Below are 17,107 nucleotides of genomic sequence, written 5' to 3'. Positions count from 1 at the left end.
TGCAACGCCATGCTACTTCGCCGAGGGCATCGCCACGTTGCGGCCGATGCCCTCGGGACGCGATACGCCCACATAGCTGTCCACGATCGCTTGTGCGCGGGCGCGGATATCGGGCGGAAACGGCGCCACCTTGCGCGCCTCCATGTCGATGTGCAGCGTGAGGTTTTCCGAGGTCGCGGAGAGCCAGCCTTCGGTGGCATGGCGCAGCTCCTCGAATGTGTGCAGCCGCTTCTCGTCGGCGCCGAGCAGGTAGACCTGGACCTGCACGGGATCGCCGAGATGAATTTCCCGGAGATAGCGGACGTGGCACTCGGCGGTGAAGGTCGAGCAGTGCCGCGCCTTCATGTAGTCCGGCCCGATGCCGAGCTGCAGCCACATCTCGTCGATGGCGCGGTCGAACATCACATTGTAGTAAGCCATGTTGAGATGGCCGTTGTAGTCGATCCATTGCGGCTCGATCTGCATCACCGAGGATCTGAACGGGGCCGATGGAAGCGGCATCTCGCTGGTGGCAGTCGCTGAAGTCATGATCCGTCCCCCGTTCGTTGGCGTTCGAGCATGAGCTTTTCTGTGACTCCGGCGTCCACTTTTTCAAGCCAGGCTCTCTTGACCCCTTATACAAGCTTTGCCACGGTCGGCTAAAGGTGGGAGGAAATTTGACGTGGCGACAACGATTTCGGGCAATGTGACGCGACCTGATCCGCAGGCCCTGAAGCGCGCGATCGACGCGCTGGCGGCGCGGTTCGGCAACCGGCTCGTCACGTCGCAGGCGGTGCGCGAACAGCACGCCCATACCACCACATGGCTGCCGACCCAGCCGCCGGACGCTGTCGTGATGGCGCAGGAAACCGCCGACATCCAGGACGTGGTACGAATCTGCGCCGCCAATCGCGTGCCGGTCATCGCCTTCGGTACCGGAACCTCGCTCGAGGGTCAGGTCAACGCGCCCGCGGGCGGCATCTGCATCGATCTGCGCGACATGAACAAGGTGCTCGAGGTCCATGCCGAGGACCTCGACTGCGTGATCCAGCCCGGCGTGACGCGGAAGGCGCTCAACGAGCATCTGCGCGACCAGGGCCTGTTCTTTCCGATCGATCCCGGCGCCGACGCCTCGCTCGGCGGTATGACCTCGACCCGTGCCTCCGGCACCAACGCGGTGCGCTATGGCACCATGCGCGAGAACGTGCTGGCGCTGAAGGTGGTGCGCGGCGACGGCGAGATCATCACGACCGGCACGCGCGCCAAGAAGTCGTCGGCCGGTTACGACCTGACGCATCTGTTCGTCGGCGCCGAAGGGACGCTCGGCATCATCTCCGAACTGACCATCCGTCTGCGCGGCATTCCCGACACGATCGCGGCGGCGGCCTGTTCGTTCGACACGGTGCGTGGCGCCTGCCAGGCCACAATCCTCGCGATCCAGACCGGCATTCCGGTCGCCCGGATCGAGCTGCTCAATGCCGCGCAGGTGAAAGCCTGCAACAGCTATTCGAAGCTGTCGCTGCCGGAGACGCCGCTGCTGCTGCTGGAATTCCACGGCAGCGAGGTCGAGGTCGCCGAACAGTCGAAGAATTTCCGCGACATCGCCGCCGAATGCGGCGGCGGCGACTTCACCTGGACCACCAAGCCTGAAGACCGCACCAAGCTGTGGCAGGCCCGGCACGACGCCTACTGGTCGGTGAAGGCGCTGCGACCCGGCGACAGTATCGGCGTGGTCGCGACCGACGTCTGCGTGCCGATCTCGCGGCTCGCCGACTGCGTCACCGAGACCGAGGAGGATCTGCAGCGGCTCAACCTGCTGTCGCCGATCGTCGGCCATGTCGGCGACGGCAATTTCCACTGCTCGCTGCTCTGCGACGTCAACGACAAGGGCGAGATGGCGCGCGGCGAGGAGTTCATGCACCGCCTGGTCGAGCGCGCCCAGGCTATGGGCGGCACCTGCACCGGCGAGCACGGCATCGGCCAGGGCAAGCAGAAATACTTGCAGGCCGAGCTCGGCCCGGAGGCGCTCGACGCGATGCGGGCGCTGAAGCAGGCACTCGACCCGCAAAACATCTTCAATCCCGGAAAGATCGTCCCGGCCGCCTGAGGCGTCGTCACGCCGCGCAGCGTTCGCGAGCCCGCGGGCGGCGCGTTTCACGCGCGGAACTTTTCCGCCCGCCCGGCGTCTCTCTTGTGTTGCACTGTGTTGCCGCGACGTGTGTGGTGCGCGGAGGGAGGACGTCGTGATCGGACGGGCAATCGGAATTGCGGTCGTGGTGCTTGCGATGGCGCTGTCGGGCGACGCGATCGCCCGAGGCGGCGGTGGGCATGGTGGCGGCCATGGCGGAGGGCATGGCGGCGGCCATGGACATGGCGGTGGCCATGGGCACGGTGGTGGCCATGGACGTGGCGGGCATGGCTTCGGCCACATGCATTTCGGCGGCGGCCATCATGGCGGGTTCGGCCGCTCGCATGCGATCTCGCGATCAGGCTTCGCCGGCCACGGCGCCTTCGCATCGCGCGGGGGCGGCAATTTCGGCCGGATGCGCAATGCCGCGATCGCGCCAGGCCATATGCGCAATGCGTTCAGCTCGCTGTCGCGCAACGGCGCATTGCGCAACGGCCGGCTGTTGAGCAACCCGGCGGCGCGTGCGCAGATCGCCGCGGCCGCGGCGCTCGCCGGCTGGCACGGCGGGACTGTCGCCAACGGCTGGTGGCAGCATCCCGGCGGCGGCTATGGCTGGGTCGGCCCGCTGTTCTGGCCGTTCGCGTACAACGACATCTACGACTACGCGATCTGGGGCGACGACATCGGATTCTGGGGCTACGGCTATCCGGACATCTATGCCGGCATCTTCGGGCCTTATGGGTATGACGATCTCAGGGGCTATCTGCCGGAGCGCCGGACGGGCCGCCGTTACCGCGGCGGCGGGCGCATCGAGCAGATGTGCGGCAATGACAGCCGTTCGGTCGCCGGCCTGCCGGTAGATCAGATCGCGGATACGGTGCAGCCGACCGAAGCGCAATCGGCGGCGCTCGGCGAGCTCGGCAACGCGTCGCTTGCGGCTGCCCAGGTCATTCGCGCGGCATGTCCCGCGCAGGTGGTGTTGACGGCGCCGAACCGGCTCGCCGCCATGCAGCAGCGGATCGAAGCGATGGTCACCGCGGTCGGTATCGTGAAGCCTCCGATGGAGAAGTTCTACGGCCTGCTCGATGACGAGCAGAAAGCGCGGCTCAACGCGCTCGCCGAGAACCAGCGCAAGGAAGCCGCGGCGCGCGATCCGAACGCGACGGTCGCCCAGAGCTGCGGCGCCGCACAGCCGGCGATGCAGGAGTGGCCGACCGGCGAGATCGAGGCGCGGCTGCAGCTCAGCGACGCCCAGCGCGGTGCGCTTCAGGCACTGCAGGATGCCAGCGCCGACGCCGCGCGGAAGCTGAAGGCTGCGTGCCAGACCAACGAGGCGATGACCCCGCCCGCACGTCTTGCCTTCGTTGCCAGGCGGCTCGACGTCATGCTGCAGGCGGTCAAGGATGTCCGCGCCGCGCTTGAGAATTTCTACGCCACGCTCAGCGATGAGCAAAAAGCACAGTTCGAGGCGATCGGGCCGAAACGATCGGCTTAGAGCCTCGTCGGTTCGCGTGAAAACGCGGCAAGCAAAAGCCCCGCAGCCTCGGCTCTGACGCAATCAGAACCGAAACGGGCTTTATTCCATGAGTTCGACATCAATTCGCGCGCGGATCCGCCGCGGGTGTGGCTGCCGGGCCATAGTGTGCACCTCTTGCTCGGCACCGAGTCGACTCTGCGGTTCACAGGTTGCGCCAAGGCCAGCTATGTTTGCCGTGCTTTCAAGGTGCGGCGATGTGGTGGTTCAGCAAGGACGAGCACAAGGATATCTGGGACGATCCCGTCGCGCACCCGCTCGGCGACATCGAAGCTGCGCAGCGGATCCGTGCGATCTGCCGCGATGCCGCCGGCTGTGCCGAGGCGGTCGGCTCGCCGGACAAGCGTTCAGCGAAGAAGCAGCAGATCGAGCGTGATCGCTACGAGCGTGCAGCCAAGGTCGCGATGGAGACCGCGATGAAGATCTCCGACGAGCTGGTGCGGGATTCCGCGGTGCGCGAGATCGTCGGTCTCTGCATGAAGGCCAATAACATCAAGACGGGGCGAGCGCTGCTGCGCGCCATCCACGCCGGCTCGATCAAGGCGGAAGTTTTGAGGGAGCATCCGACGCTCGAGGGCGAGCAGGCCTGAGGCCGTCCGGTAGCCCGGATGGAGCGTAAGCGAAATCCGGGACGGTTCATCAACGCGCGAGAGAATCCCGGATTGCGCTTCGCTCCATCCGGGCTACGCAGCCAGTGATCTCATCAACCTCTACGCCTGCCCGCCGAGCGTGCGGACCGCTTCGTCGACGCTGTGGAAGACATGGTCCCGCGGCAACACCTCGTAGAGATCGAAGCGCTCGAAGGCGTCCTGCGCGCGCTCGGATTCGAGCCGCGCTATCGCCACCGTCACGCCGTTGCCGCGGCATTCGCGGAACAGATCGCGCAGCGCCTGCGCCGCTGTGAAATCAATCTCGATCATGCCGCTGGCCTCGATCACCAGCAGCCGCGGCTTGGGTGTCGCCCCGCCGATGGTCTTGAGCACGCCGCTGTGGAAGCTCTCCGCGTTGAGGAACGACAACGGCGCCTGCAGGCCGACGACGGCAATGCCGGGCGTGCGCTCGCCGGTGACGTGCGGGCCCGTCGGCCACCAGATCGTGGTACCGGGCACATGGACGAATTCGGCAAGCTGGCCGCGCGTGGTGGTCCAGATCCCGTGCAGCAGCGACAAGGCGATGCCGACGGCGACGCCTTGCTCGATCGGCAGCACGATGATCGCGGCCGCGGTCGCCACCACCAGCAGGAATTCATAGAACGACTGGCGGAAGATCGCGACGATCTGCTTCACGCGGATGATGCGCAGCGCGACGAACAGCAGGACGCCGCCGAGCGCCGTGTCGGGCACGTGCCGCAGCAGCGTCGCGCCGAAGGCGAGCAGCGCAAGCACGATAGCCGCGGCAAACAGCCCCGAGAGCTGCGTGCGTCCGCCGGTCTCCGACACGATGCCGGTCCGCGGTGGGCTGGCGTTGACCGGAAAGGCGCCGAGCAGCCCGGACAGCAGGCTGCCGGCACCGGCGCCGAGGAAGTCGCGATCGACGTCGGCCGGCTTGTCCGGATCGGACAGGAACGAGCGCGTCGTCGCCGCGGTCTGCACCATGACGACAACCGCGATCAGGATCGCCAGCGACAACAGTTTGATCCATCGCTCCGGCGCGATGTCCGGAAACGATGGCGTCGGCAGCGTCCCGGGCACGGTGCCGACCACCCTGACGCCCTTGCTTTCGAGATGGCCGGCGATCACGGCGACGGTGGCCACGACAAGGCCGATCAGCGCGCCCGGAATGCGTGCGCTGATCTTCTCCGATCCGGCGACCAGCGCCAGCACGCCGAGGCCGATCGCCAGCGTGTAGAAATTGGTTTGACCGATCTTCTCGGTGAGCACTCCGAGCTTGTAGAGCGTCGGCCCGTCCGGCGTGGTCAGGCCGAGCACGCCGGGCAATTGCGAGACCAGGATGTGGACCGAGATGCCGGCGAGGAAGCCGACCGTCACCGGCGTCGACAGCAAATTGGCGATCCAGCCGAGCTTGAACAGGCTGCCGGCGATCATGATCGCGCCGACCATCAGCGCCAGCGCCATCGCCAGTGCCTGATAGTCCGGCGAGCCGGCGGTCGCCATCAGCGCGAGGCCGCCGGCGAAGATCGGCGTGATCGTGGAGTCGGCGCCGCAGGACAGGAAGCGGTTTGCGCCGAACATCGCAAAGCCGAGCGAGCCGGCCATGAAGGCGAAGAAGCCGATCTGCGGCGAGAAGCCGCCGAGCCGCGCGGTCGCCATCTGCTCCGGGATCGCAATCGCGGCGAGCGTCAGCCCGGCGATCAGGTCACCCGGCAGGTCGCTTGGCCGGAACGCCCTGAGCGAACGGAAGATCGGCCAGCTGGCGCGCGTCTGACGATCCTGGCCCATCGGTGCCCCGTGAGGATTGCGGCGATTCCCCGATAGTCCGACATGGCGCGGCCAAAAGCCAGCCGACGGCAGCCTGGGCTGGCGCGCAGGCCTAGCCGATATTTTGCAGCGCCGGGAAGGTTTCCAGCAGCCAGACGCTGACGCTCGAGACTGCGCCGGTCAGGAAGCCGATGCCGGTGACCACCATCAGCACGCCCATCACCCGCTCGACGGTGTCGAGATGGCGCTTCATCCGCGCGAACAGCGAGGAGAACTGCTTGACCATGAAGGCCGCGAGCAGGAACGGGATGCCGAGCCCGGCGGAATAGACCGCGAGCAGGCCGGCGCCCTTTGTCACCGTGGCCTCCGCGGCCGCGATCGAGAGGATCGCGGCGAGGATCGGCCCGATGCATGGCGTCCAGCCGAAGGCGAAGGCCAGGCCCATGACGTAGGCGCCCCACAGCCCGATCGGCTTCGGCGCGGTCAGCCGGCCCTCGCGCATCAGCAGGCCGATCCGGGTCACGCCGAGGAAGTGCAGGCCCATGATGATGATGACGATGCCCGCCAGGATCGAGAGCTCGGCCGACCAGGCGCGCACCAGCCCGCCGACGAAGGACGCGCTGGCGCCGAGCGCGACGAACACGGTGGAGAAGCCGAGCACGAACATCAGCGCCGCCGTCATCACCGCGCGCTTGGAGGCCGCGGTGGCGCCGTCCTGGTTGACCTGCTCGATGGTCGCGCCGGTCAAATAGATCAGATAGGGCGGCACCAGCGGCAGCACGCAGGGCGAGAGGAAGCTGACCAGGCCGGCGATCAGGGCCGCCGGGATCGAGACGTCGTGCATCAATGAAACCTTCGCAGAATAGCGCTCCTGTCTTGGCGTCTACGCGGCCAACAATCCAGAAGTTTCGTCGTCGCAGCCTTCAACTATGGTCACAGGCCCGTGTGCGGGGCGGCTCTGACGTGGCGGGCGCGGAATGACGGTGAGGTGAGCACGCCGCGCGGCTCCCGCTCTCGCAAGGGGCAGGGAACCCTTCCGGCGGTGCCTCGCTCACGCGTCAATCACTGATGCGGATTTTTGACCTGCAAGCGGCACCGCACATTCGCTGTCGTCCCGGCTTAGTTGCGCAATTGCGCACGGGGGGCCGGGACCCATGACCACCGCTACCCATGGTTGCGCGACGCTGGAATGACGAGTCCGACTGACAACATCGGCCGCGGCGTATGGGTCCCTGCTTTCGCAGGGACGACGATTGCGATGTAGGTCGCGCCCCATATTCAATGTCGTCCTGGCGAAAGCCAGGACCCCCAAATGTCAGGTCTTGCGCGACGCTGGGGCCATGATCCCGGTCACAACCACTTGCGGTGGTTATGGGTCCGGCTTTCGCCAGGACGACCATGTGGAAGCAGTGAGCGCATCACGCCCGCAGTCACCAACATCATCGGCGCTTGGCTGGACGTGGCGTCTCGAACTCCCGGCCACGGATTCGCACCAGGTCGTCGGCGGAATTCGTCAGCAGCACGACCGTGGCTGCGCGTGCCGTCTCCGCATCTCCGGCGGCGATCGCGTCCAGCACCGCGCGGTGCTCGCGCAGCGCCCGCGGACGGTGCGAGCCCGGCGCTGCGATCGTAAAACTCTGGCGCAGCGTGATCTCGAACATCTGCGCGATCGGCCAGAAGAACTCGTTGCGGGTGGCGAAATAGATCGCCTGGTGGAACGCGACGTCGGCGGCGACGAACTCCTCGTTGGTCTTCGCCGCGTCCATGCCGTCGCATCCGGCGCGGATGCGGGCGACGTCGATCTCCTCGGCATGGGTCGCCGCGAGCGCTGCCGCGGCCGGCTCGACCGCGGCGCGCAGCTGGAACAGCTTGGCGAGGTAACGGTCGATCTCCGCGGTCTCGAGGTGCCAGCGCAGCACGTCGGGATCGAGCTGATTCCACTGCTCGGGCGGCCGAACCCGCGTGCCGCTCTTGGGCCGCGACTCGATCAGGCCCTTGCCGGTCAAGGTGCGGATCGCCTCGCGCACCACGGTGCGGCTGACGTCCATCATCTCGCAGATCCGGATTTCCGGCGGCAACGTTTCGCCGACGCCGATCTCGCCGCGCACGATGCTGCTGCCGACGCGGTCGGTGACCTGGCTATGCACGCTCCGACGCAACGCGTTGGATGTCCGGAACATCGAGGACCTCGCTGCGGTTGCAGCCTGCGCTGCCGCCGAGCCGCGCCTTGCACAACCGTATCTGATTTGTCATACATTATGACAAATCGGCTGCCAAGCTCACGCCGTCAGGCGGGCGGCCAACACAACAAAAGATCCGTTCCCGGGGAGGAGCACCATCATGACGTCGAACCGCGTGAGCCGCCGCATTGTGCTGCAGTCGTCGGTCGCCGCGACCGCGTGGCTTGCCGCCGCGCCCGCCATCATCGGCCGCGCTGAGGCTGCCGTGATGAAAATGCGATGCTCGTCGTCGCTTCCGAACGATCCCAAATACGCCAATGGCCGCGTCTACTACGACAATCTGGCCAAGAGCCTGAAGGCGAACGGGCTCAGTGAGCAGATCGAGGTCACCTTCTTCCCCGACAACCAACTCGGCCAGGAGATCGACGTTATCAACTCGGTAAAGCTCGGGGTGATCGACCTGATGGTGTCGGGCTCGTCGATTTCGGCGAATCTCGTGCCGCTGGTCGGCACCTTCGACCTCGGTTACCTCTTCACCAGCTTCCAGCAGCAGACCAAGGCGTTCGACGCCGGCGCGGCGAAGCCGATCGAGGCTGCGCTGCTCAAGGGCGCCGGCATCCGCATCATCGCCTGGGCCTACAATTTCGGCGCCCGCAGCGTGCTGGCGAAGAAGCCGGTGAAGACGCCGGAGGATCTTGCCGGCCTGAAAATCCGCACCTTGCCCAATCCGATCATCACCGAGTGCCTGCGGCTGATGGGGGCCGCCGCAACGCCGCTGGCGTTCGGCGAGATCTATACGGCGCTGCAGGCCGGCGTGCTCGACGGCCTCGAGCACGATCCGCCGACCATCCTGGCGAGCAAGTTCTACGAGACGGCGAAGCACTATGCGCTGACCCAGCACATCTTCTCGCCGCTCGCAGTCTATTTCAGCGACACCAGCTTCAACCGCATGGCTCCCAAGCTGCGCGAAGGCTTTCTCGACGCGGCGAACAAGGCCGCGACCGACACCCGCGCGCACGGCCTTGCGGTGGAGAAGGAGGCGCTGGCGGCGCTGGTCGAGAAGGGCGTCACCGTCGTCGAATGCGACAAGGAGGCGTTCCGCAAGCGCGTGCTGCCGCAGACCGACAATTTCATCAAGGCGCGGCCCGAGGCAAAGGCCGTCGTCGACCTGATCCGCGCCACCCAGTCCTGAGGTTGGCGCATGTCAGTGGCCGCAGTCGAGGCGAGAAGCAGCGCTGATCGTATCACGGCACCGCTGCTCGCCGTCAGCGACGCGATCGCCGCGCTCCTGCTTGCCGCCGATCTCGTGGTGGTCTGCGTCTCGGTGCTGGCCCGCTTCCTGTTCAACGCGCCGGTCGAATGGTCCGACGACGTCGCCCGCGGCCTGATGGTCGGGTCGAGCTTCTTCGGCGCGGCGAGCGCGCTCGCCCGCAGCGAAAATCTCGGCGTCGCCTTCTTCGTCAACATGCTGCCGCCGGGCGGGCGGCGGGCCGTCGATGCGGTCGGTGCGCTGCTCGTCACGATCATCGCCGGATATGTTGCGTTCAACGCCGTCAAGATGGGTTGGTTGACCACCGGTCAGACCTCCGGCTCCGGCCTGCCGCTGGAATGGACGTTCTATCCGATGGGCGTCGGGGCAGCGTTCATGACGATCTTCGCGTTCGAGACGTTCTGTGGCCGGCCGCTGCGCGACATGGCGGCAGCCATCGTCGCAACCGCCGTCATCGTCGGCCTTTATCTGGCCTGGGATGCGCTGGCACCAATGTCCGTGCCGTCGTCGCAGACATTGATGCTGATCGGCTTCTTCCTCACGCTGTTCGGCGGGCTGCCGATCGGCTTTGCGCTGGCGCTGGCGGCGCTGATCTTCATCTGGGTCGAGGGCACGCTGCCCGGCGTGATCTTCGCCCAGCAGATGGCGCGCGGCATCGACAATTTCGTGCTGCTGGCGATCCCGTTCTTCATTCTGGTCGGCTACCTGATGGAAGCCAACGGCATGTCGGTGCGGCTGATCGAGCTGCTGCAGCGCGCGGTCGGACGGATGCGCGGCGGGCTCAACGTCGTCATGGTGATGTCGATGGTGCTGTTCTCCGGCATCTCTGGCTCCAAGATGGCCGACGTTGCCGCGGTCGGCTCGGTGCTGATCCCGGCGGCGCGCCGCTCGCGGCAGAACCCGGGCGGGGCCGTGGCGCTGCTCGCCGCCTCCGCTGTCATGGCGGAGACCATTCCGCCCTGCATTAATCTCATCATCCTCGGCTTCGTCGCCAATCTCTCGATCGGCGGACTATTCGTCGCTGGCATGCTGCCGGCCGCGTTGATGGCGCTGGCACTGATCGCGGTGTCGATCATCTTCGGCAGGCGTCCCGCGGCGAACGTGGAAGCCGAGCCGCGCGCCGCGGTATCGGGACTCTGGACCGGTGCGATGGCCTCGTTCGGGCTGATCTTCATGATCTTCTTCGGCTTCAAGAGCGGCTTTGCCACCGCGACCGAAATCTCCGCCTTCGCCGCGGTCTACGCCATCGCCGTCGGCAGCCTGCTGTTCCGTGAGCTCGGCGCGAGGAGTCTGGCGCACTGCTTCGTGCAGTCGGCTGTTCGTTCGGGGCTGGTGCTCTTCATCGTCGCCGCGGCGCAGTCGCTGGCCTTCATCCTGACGCTGCAGCAGGTACCGCATGCCGTCGGCGACCTCATGCTGGCGATCTCGGGCAGCCACGGCGTCTGGCTGTTCATGGTGCTGTCGATCGTGGTGCTGGTGGTGATGGGCTCGGTGCTCGAAGGCGCCGCGGCGCTGATCATCTTCGGCCCGCTGCTGCTGCCGGTTGCCGTCAAGCTCGGCATCGATCCACTGCATTTCGGCGTCGTGCTTGTGATCGCCATGGGGCTCGGGCTCTTTGCTCCGCCACTTGGCCTTGGCCTCTACGGCGCCTGCCTGATCGGCAACGTGCCGATCGAGCAGACCATCAAGCCGATCGCGGGCTATCTCGGCCTGCTTTTGCTGTGCCTGCTGGTGATCGCCTTCGTGCCGGCGATCAGCACGGCCTTGCCGCATGCGCTCGGCTATTAGGGGAGTGGGATCGTGAAGGTGCTGCTCGCCCATACCCCGCAGATGCGCCGCGACTATTACGGCGAGCGCAGCCTGAACGGCCTGCGTGCGGTCGCCGACGTCGAACTGCACGAGGGTGAGGAGACGCTTGATGCGGCGGCATTGGTCGAGGCCGCGGCCGATGTCGACATCATCGTCGCGGACCGCATGACGCAGGGGCCGGGAGCGATTTTTCCCCAGCTGCCGAAGCTGTGCGCGTTCGTGCGCTGCGCGGTCGACATCCGTAATATCGACGTGGCCGCGGCCTCCGCCGCCGGCGTGCTGGTGACGCACGCGAGCGCCGGCTTCGTCCAGTCGGTCGCTGAGCTCGCGCTCGGCTTCATGGTCGATCTGTCGCGCGGTGTCTCGCGCGCCACCGCGGATTATCACGCGGGCAGGGCGCCCGAGGTCGTGATGGGCCGCCAGCTGGCGGGAAGCACGATCGGCATCATCGGCTATGGCAGCATCGGGCGCTATCTTGCCGGGATCGCAAAAGCGCTCGGCATGAACGTGCTGGTCGCCGATCCCTTCGTGACGCCAGACGATGCGGCGATCGCGCATCGGCCGCTCGACGATCTGCTGGCGCGCGCCGACTACATTGTCTGTCTCGCGATCGCCAACGCGCAGACCGAGAACCTGATCGGGCAGGACGCACTGGCGCGGATGCCGAAGCACGCATTCTTCATCAACCTTTCGCGCGGAAACCTCGTCGACGAGGCGGCGCTGTCGGCCGCGCTGCGCGATGGCCGCATTGCGGGTGCCGCGATGGATGTCGGCCGCGCGCCGGACCAGATGCCGACGCCCGAGCTTGCGAAGCTGCACAATGTGATCGCAACGCCGCATGTCGGCGGCCTGACGCCGCAGGCGATCGAGCATCAGTCATCGGAGACGGTACGCCAGGTCGCGAAGATCGTTGCCGGCGAGATACCCGTCGGCGCGGTCAATGCCGGCTACTGGACGCGGCGGCCTCGGCCATGAAAGTTTGGCGAAGCCCAATGTCGTCCGCGGGGCTGGACAAGAGCTTCGCATCCGGCTCAGACTTGGCCCGCATAACCGCGGCCCCTGAGCGCGCGGACAATCAATGAACGGACGTCCCGCAACAAACGACGGGCGCCGAGAGGGAAACAGGGAGGCATCACATGGCTATTTCACGCCGTGACGTTTTGTTGGGCAGCGCCGGTGCATTGGGCGCCGCATCATTTTCCTTCCCAGCGCCTGCCACCGCACAGTCGGAACCGATCAAGATCGGCTGTCTCGCGGCGATCACCGGCCCGAGCTCGGCGCCGACGGTCGGCTTCAATCGCGGCGTCAACTTCGCGGTCGACGCCATCAACGGCGCCGGCGGGGTGAAGGGCCGCAAGATCGAGCTCGTGATGCGCGACACCCAGGGCGATCCGACCAAAGCGGTGAACGCCACGCAGGAGCTGATTAGCCAGGCTAAGGTGCACGCGATCTGGGGTCCGCTGAACTCGGGCGAGGCGCTGGCGACAACGCCGATCATGGCGCGCGCCAAGATGCCGGACCTGCATCCCTGCGTGGTCGAGACGCTGATCGACCCGGTCAAGTTCCCCAACGCGTTCCGCATCGCGCCGTCGAACAACCAATGGGACGACGCCGTGCGCAATTACTGTCTCAAGATCCTCAAGGTCAAGAAGGTCGCCGTGATCGGCGACACCACCGGCTATGGCGTCACCGCGGTCGGCGCCTCCGTCGCGGCGTTCAAGAAGGACGGCGCCGAGGTGGCCTATCAGGCCAATATCGACGCCACGCAGCCCGACATGACGCCGGACATGCTGCGCGCCAAGAATGCCGGCGCGGAAGCGATCGTGGTGTGGAGTGTCTCGACCGGCATGGAGGCGCGCATGTTCAACACCCGCGCCGCGATGAACTGGGACGTGCCCTTCGTCGGGCATCCCTCGATGGCGTCGGGCGAGCTTGCGAGCCTGGTCGCCAAGCCGGAGAACTGGAAGAAGGTCTACGCGATCGGCTACAAGAGCTGCAGCTATGACGGCGCCGGCAAGCTGCCGCCGAAGAGCGCGGACCTGGTCGCGCGCCTGACCAAGGCCAACATCGCGCTGAACGACACGCTGTTGTGGTGGGTCGCGGGCGGCATCGATTGCATCGAGCTGATCGCCAAGGCGGTCGCCGAAAGCGGCTCGACCGACAGCGCCGGCATCATCAAGTACTGGAACACGCTGTCGACCTATCCCGGCTATTTCGGCAATTACCGCTTCTCGCCGACCGAGCACAATGGCTACCTGACCGAAGAGATCGTGATGTCGGAAGCCTCTACAGCCAAGGACGGCACCTTCGCGCTGGCGCCGGGGTACACATAGAAGGGCGAGGGCGCAGCCGATGCTGACCTCGATCCTTGCATCCGGTCTCGCAGCGGGCGCGATCTACGCGCTCGTCGGCGTCACCTACAACACGATGTTCTCGACCTCGCGGGTGATGAGCTTCACCGCCGGCCAGCTGGCGATGCTGGGCGGCGTGTTCGGCTCGATGTTCACGCTGAAGCTCGGCCTGCCCATTGCCGTCGGCTTCGTGCTGACGCTGCTCTGCTGCGCGGTGATCGGAATCATCACCGAATTCGTCGCGGTGCGGCCGGTGCTCAAGAGCCTCGACCAGCATCTCTACGTGCTCTCGACCCTCGCGGTCGCGCTGATGATCCAGCAAATCACCGCGATCAAATGGGGCACCGAGCCGCAGCCGTTCCCGCGCATCGCAGGATTCGGCGAGGGCGTCCTCGACGAGAAATTCTGGCTGCCGGTCCTCGCCTGCGCCGTCACCATTTTCGGCCTTGAATATCTCTACCGCCGCACCCTGGTCGGCCGCGCGTTCCTGGCCATCGCGGAGGATAATTTTGCGGCGCGGGCGCTCGGCCTGCCGGAGCGCAATCTGCGGGTCGCGAGCTACGCGCTTGCCGGCGTGGTCGGCGGCATCGCCGGGTTTTCCGGCGGGCAGTTGCTGCTGGCCTTCTTCGCCAACGGCGCGCTGCTCAATTTCTACGGCTTCGTGCCGGTGGCGCTGGGCGGGCTCGGCAATAACAGAGGCGCGATCATCGGCGGGCTGGCGCTCGGCCTGTTCCAGCAGGCCGCGAACTTCCTGGTCGGCGGCATCTTCTCCTCGGTCGCGGTGTTCACGCTGTTCATCGTGGTGCTGCTCGCCGCGCCGCAAGGGCTGTTCGGCGCCTCGACCGCGCGGAGGGTGTGATGACGTCGGTCGTGGCCACTCCGTCCCGAGCCGACAGCGGCGTGTGGCGCGCCGCGCTCCCGCACGTCCTGCCGTTCCTCGGCATTCTGGTGGCGGCGATGCTGCTGCCCTTCGTCAGCAACGATTACTGGGTGCTGATCGGCACCCGCATGGCGATCTACTGGGTGCTGGTGTCGGGCCTCAATCTGGTGGTCGGCTTCGCCGGTCACCTTGCGATCGGCTATGTCGCGCTGCTGACGCTCGGCGCCTATACGACGAGCGTGCTGGTTGCCGGCAACGTGATGCCGGCGATTCCGGTATTCGTAGCCTTGCCGATCGCCGGCCTCATCGGCGCGATCTTCGGCGTGGTCGTCGGCCTGCCGGCCCTGCGCCTACGCACCTTCTACTTCGCGATGTCGACGCTCGGCTTTGCGACCATCGTGACCCAGATCGCGCTGGCCTGGCAGAGCGTGACCGGCGGCGGCATCGGCATTGCCGGTCCGGAATTCCCGGCGCCGTTCAACACGCCGTGGGGCTTCTACGCCCTCTGCATCGCCTTCGCCGCGCTGACCACCTGGATGAGCGCCAATGTCGCGCGCAGCCGGTTCGGCCGCGCGCTGATCGCGGTGCGCGACGCCGAGGTCGCCGCCGAGGCCAGCGGCATCTCCAAGCCGAAAATGCTGATCGCGATCTTCCTGTTCGCCGGCGCGCTGGCGGCGATCGCCGGCGGATTGTTCGCGACCCTGCAGACCTACATCACGCCTGATGCGTTCACCTTCGATCTCTCGGTGCTGTTCTTCATCGCGATCCTGATCGGCGGCCGCGGCTCGATCCTCGGGCCCATGCTCGGCACCATCATCCTGACCATTCTGCCCGAGATCGCGGCGCCGCTCGCGGCGTGGTCGACCTTCCTCTACGCGGTGCTGCTGCTCATGATCGTGCTGGTGATGCCCGGTGGCATCGCGGCGTTGCTCGATTTCCGCAACCGTCGGCCGCTCGCCAGCAACCGCGCCATCGTTCCGCGTCCGGCCGCACTCGCCGACATCGTGCGCCGCAGGGACGGCGGCAAGAAGCTGCAGCTGCGCGGCATCGCGCTGAGCTTCGGCAATGTGAAGGCGATCGACGGTCTCGATCTCGATATCGCGCCCGGCGCGATCCACGGGCTGATCGGACCGAACGGCAGCGGCAAGACCACGACGCTCAACGTGATCTCGGGCTATTACGCCGCCAAAGCCGGCACCATGACGCTTGGCGGCGAAGTCCTGGCCGCCGGCCAGCCGGTCAAGCGCGCCGCGTGCGGCATCGCACGCACCTTCCAGACGCCGCGCGTGATCGGCGAAGCCTCGGTGCTGGAGAACGTCATGATCGGCGGCTCGATCGAGGGCCGGGCCAATTTCGTCGAGGCGATGTTGGCATTGCCGCGCAACGGCGCCGACGAGCGTCTGCTAGCCGCCAAGGCGCACGCGCTGCTCGGCGTCGTCGGCCTCGAGGCGCTCGCCGACATACGCGCCGATCGCCTGCAGCACAGCGAACTGCGCTTCATCGAGATCGCGCGGGCGCTGATGCTCGATCCGGACTTCCTGCTGCTCGACGAGCCCGCCGCGGGTCTCTCCAATGACGAGATCGAGCGGCTCGCCAGCCTGATCAAGGCGGTCTGCGGCCGCGGTACCGGTGTGCTGCTGGTCGAGCACCATGCCGATCTGATCTTCGATATCTGCCACCAGGTCACCGTGCTCAATCTGGGCCGGACGCTGGCGGCGGGAACCCCGGCGGAGATTCGCGTCCACAAGGAGGTCGTCAGTGCTTATCTCGGCGGGTGAACTGTTGCTCTCGGTCAATCGGCTGCAGTCCGGCTACGGCAAGATCCGTGTGCTGCACGGCATCGACATCACGATTGCCGCCGGCGAGGTCGTGGCGCTGCTCGGGCCCAACGGTGCCGGCAAGACCACGCTGCTGCGCGCGATGTCCGGACTGTTGCCCGTCACGGCCGGACAGGTCCGGTTCGGCGACCGCGACATGACCAACGCCACGCCGCGCGATGCCGCGCGGGCCGGGCTCGTGCATGTGATCGAGGGACATCGCGTGTTCACGCAGATTTCCGTGACCGACAATTTGCTGCTCGCCGGCTATGACCTGCCGCGCGCCGAGCGCGCCGTGCGCATCGAGGAGGCGTTGGCGTTCTTTCCCGAAATCGCCGAGAAGCGGCATGAACGCGGCGGCGCTCTGTCGGGCGGGCAGCAGCAGATGCTGACGGTCGCGCAGGGCCTGGTCCGTCGGCCGCGGCTGTTGATGCTCGACGAGCCGTCCGCGGGACTGTCGCCGGTGCTGGTCGATCGCGTCCTCAACGTCATCGGCCGGCTGCGCGAGCAGGGCACCTCCGTGCTGCTGGTCGAGCAGCTCTTGGAGAAGGCGCTCGCCTGTGCCGATCGCGTCTACGCGCTGGTGCAGGGTGCGATCGCGCTGGAGTCGCCGACCGGAGAGAGCGACCTCGCACATCGGCTCGAGCGCGCCTATTTCGGCCATGAGAGCCACGCGTTGCAGACCTAGCCAATGCAACCTGTTTGCTTGATGCTAACAGTCCCGCAACTTGTGGTCGGATGCAGCGTCGGCTTCCGTTGTGGCGCAATCTGCACGTGCGTC

The 17,107-nt window shown here is 66.7% G+C and carries 14 protein-coding genes; 10 read left to right on the top strand and 4 right to left on the bottom strand.

All coding sequences use genetic code 11. From position 1 onward, the window contains the following. Positions 1 to 12 precede the first annotated feature (12 nt). Entirely contained in the window at positions 13 to 501 is a 489-nt protein-coding gene (locus ACVWY5_RS26180) for a thioesterase family protein (RefSeq protein WP_028332516.1), read from the bottom strand. 160 nt (positions 502 to 661) lie between these two features. Between ACVWY5_RS26180 and ACVWY5_RS26175 the strand changes: the two genes are divergently transcribed. The 3 genes from ACVWY5_RS26175 to ACVWY5_RS26165 all read left to right on the top strand — a co-directional run bounded on the left by ACVWY5_RS26175 (position 662) and on the right by ACVWY5_RS26165 (position 4,231). After that, on the top strand, positions 662 to 2,086 hold the full coding sequence (locus tag ACVWY5_RS26175) for an FAD-binding oxidoreductase (RefSeq protein WP_028332515.1): 1,425 nt from the start codon (positions 662 to 664) through the stop codon (positions 2,084 to 2,086). 136 nt (positions 2,087 to 2,222) lie between these two features. Then, on the top strand, positions 2,223 to 3,602 hold the full coding sequence (locus ACVWY5_RS26170) for a Spy/CpxP family protein refolding chaperone (RefSeq protein WP_028332514.1): 1,380 nt from the start codon (positions 2,223 to 2,225) through the stop codon (positions 3,600 to 3,602). A 236-nt stretch (positions 3,603 to 3,838) separates the two neighbouring features. After that, entirely contained in the window at positions 3,839 to 4,231 is a 393-nt protein-coding gene (locus ACVWY5_RS26165; RefSeq protein ID WP_028332513.1) for a hypothetical protein, read from the top strand. 120 nt (positions 4,232 to 4,351) lie between these two features. Here ACVWY5_RS26165 and ACVWY5_RS26160 read toward each other — a convergent pair whose 3' ends face one another. From ACVWY5_RS26160 to ACVWY5_RS26150, 3 genes are all read right to left on the bottom strand, one after another. Beyond that, the gene (locus tag ACVWY5_RS26160; protein ID WP_028332512.1) at positions 4,352 to 6,040 is read right to left on the bottom strand and encodes a SulP family inorganic anion transporter; all 1,689 of its coding nucleotides are present in this window, start codon (positions 6,038 to 6,040) and stop codon (positions 4,352 to 4,354) included. A gap of 91 nt (positions 6,041 to 6,131) precedes the next feature. Next, entirely contained in the window at positions 6,132 to 6,863 is a 732-nt protein-coding gene (locus ACVWY5_RS26155) for a cytochrome c biogenesis CcdA family protein (protein WP_152977690.1), read from the bottom strand. Between the two features lie 595 nt (positions 6,864 to 7,458). Then, a complete protein-coding gene (locus ACVWY5_RS26150; protein WP_063616521.1) occupies positions 7,459 to 8,199 on the bottom strand; it encodes a FadR/GntR family transcriptional regulator in 741 nt (246 codons plus the stop codon). Positions 8,200 to 8,359: 160 nt separating this feature from the next. On the opposite strand from ACVWY5_RS26150, the gene ACVWY5_RS26145 reads away from it, so the two are divergent. The 7 genes from ACVWY5_RS26145 to ACVWY5_RS26115 all read left to right on the top strand — a co-directional run bounded on the left by ACVWY5_RS26145 (position 8,360) and on the right by ACVWY5_RS26115 (position 17,014). Continuing rightward, a complete protein-coding gene (locus tag ACVWY5_RS26145) occupies positions 8,360 to 9,391 on the top strand; it encodes a TRAP transporter substrate-binding protein (RefSeq protein ID WP_028332510.1) in 1,032 nt (343 codons plus the stop codon). 9 nt (positions 9,392 to 9,400) lie between these two features. After that, entirely contained in the window at positions 9,401 to 11,257 is a 1,857-nt protein-coding gene (locus tag ACVWY5_RS26140; protein ID WP_028332509.1) for a TRAP transporter large permease subunit, read from the top strand. A gap of 12 nt (positions 11,258 to 11,269) precedes the next feature. Then, positions 11,270 to 12,253 (top strand): NAD(P)-dependent oxidoreductase, encoded by a 984-nt coding sequence (locus tag ACVWY5_RS26135; RefSeq protein ID WP_028332508.1) that lies wholly within the window; start codon positions 11,270 to 11,272, stop codon positions 12,251 to 12,253. Positions 12,254 to 12,414: 161 nt separating this feature from the next. Further along, the gene (locus tag ACVWY5_RS26130; protein WP_321176610.1) at positions 12,415 to 13,611 is read left to right on the top strand and encodes an ABC transporter substrate-binding protein; all 1,197 of its coding nucleotides are present in this window, start codon (positions 12,415 to 12,417) and stop codon (positions 13,609 to 13,611) included. A gap of 19 nt (positions 13,612 to 13,630) precedes the next feature. Beyond that, a complete protein-coding gene (locus tag ACVWY5_RS26125) occupies positions 13,631 to 14,488 on the top strand; it encodes a branched-chain amino acid ABC transporter permease (protein ID WP_028332506.1) in 858 nt (285 codons plus the stop codon). Continuing rightward, positions 14,488 to 16,287 (top strand): branched-chain amino acid ABC transporter ATP-binding protein/permease, encoded by a 1,800-nt coding sequence (locus ACVWY5_RS26120; protein WP_028332505.1) that lies wholly within the window; start codon positions 14,488 to 14,490, stop codon positions 16,285 to 16,287. The genes ACVWY5_RS26125 and ACVWY5_RS26120 overlap by 1 nt, the downstream gene beginning before the upstream one ends. After that, positions 16,268 to 17,014: an ATP-binding cassette domain-containing protein gene (locus tag ACVWY5_RS26115; protein ID WP_051376024.1), complete on the top strand. Its 747-nt coding sequence runs from the start codon at positions 16,268 to 16,270 to the stop codon at positions 17,012 to 17,014. Before ACVWY5_RS26120 ends, ACVWY5_RS26115 begins: the two co-directional genes overlap by 20 nt. Positions 17,015 to 17,107: the final 93 nt, after the last annotated feature.

This window comes from Bradyrhizobium sp. USDA 3256, assembly GCF_054058275.1.
The sequence above is the reverse complement of the archived record's forward strand: the minus strand, read 5'-3'. Positions and strand labels throughout refer to the sequence as shown.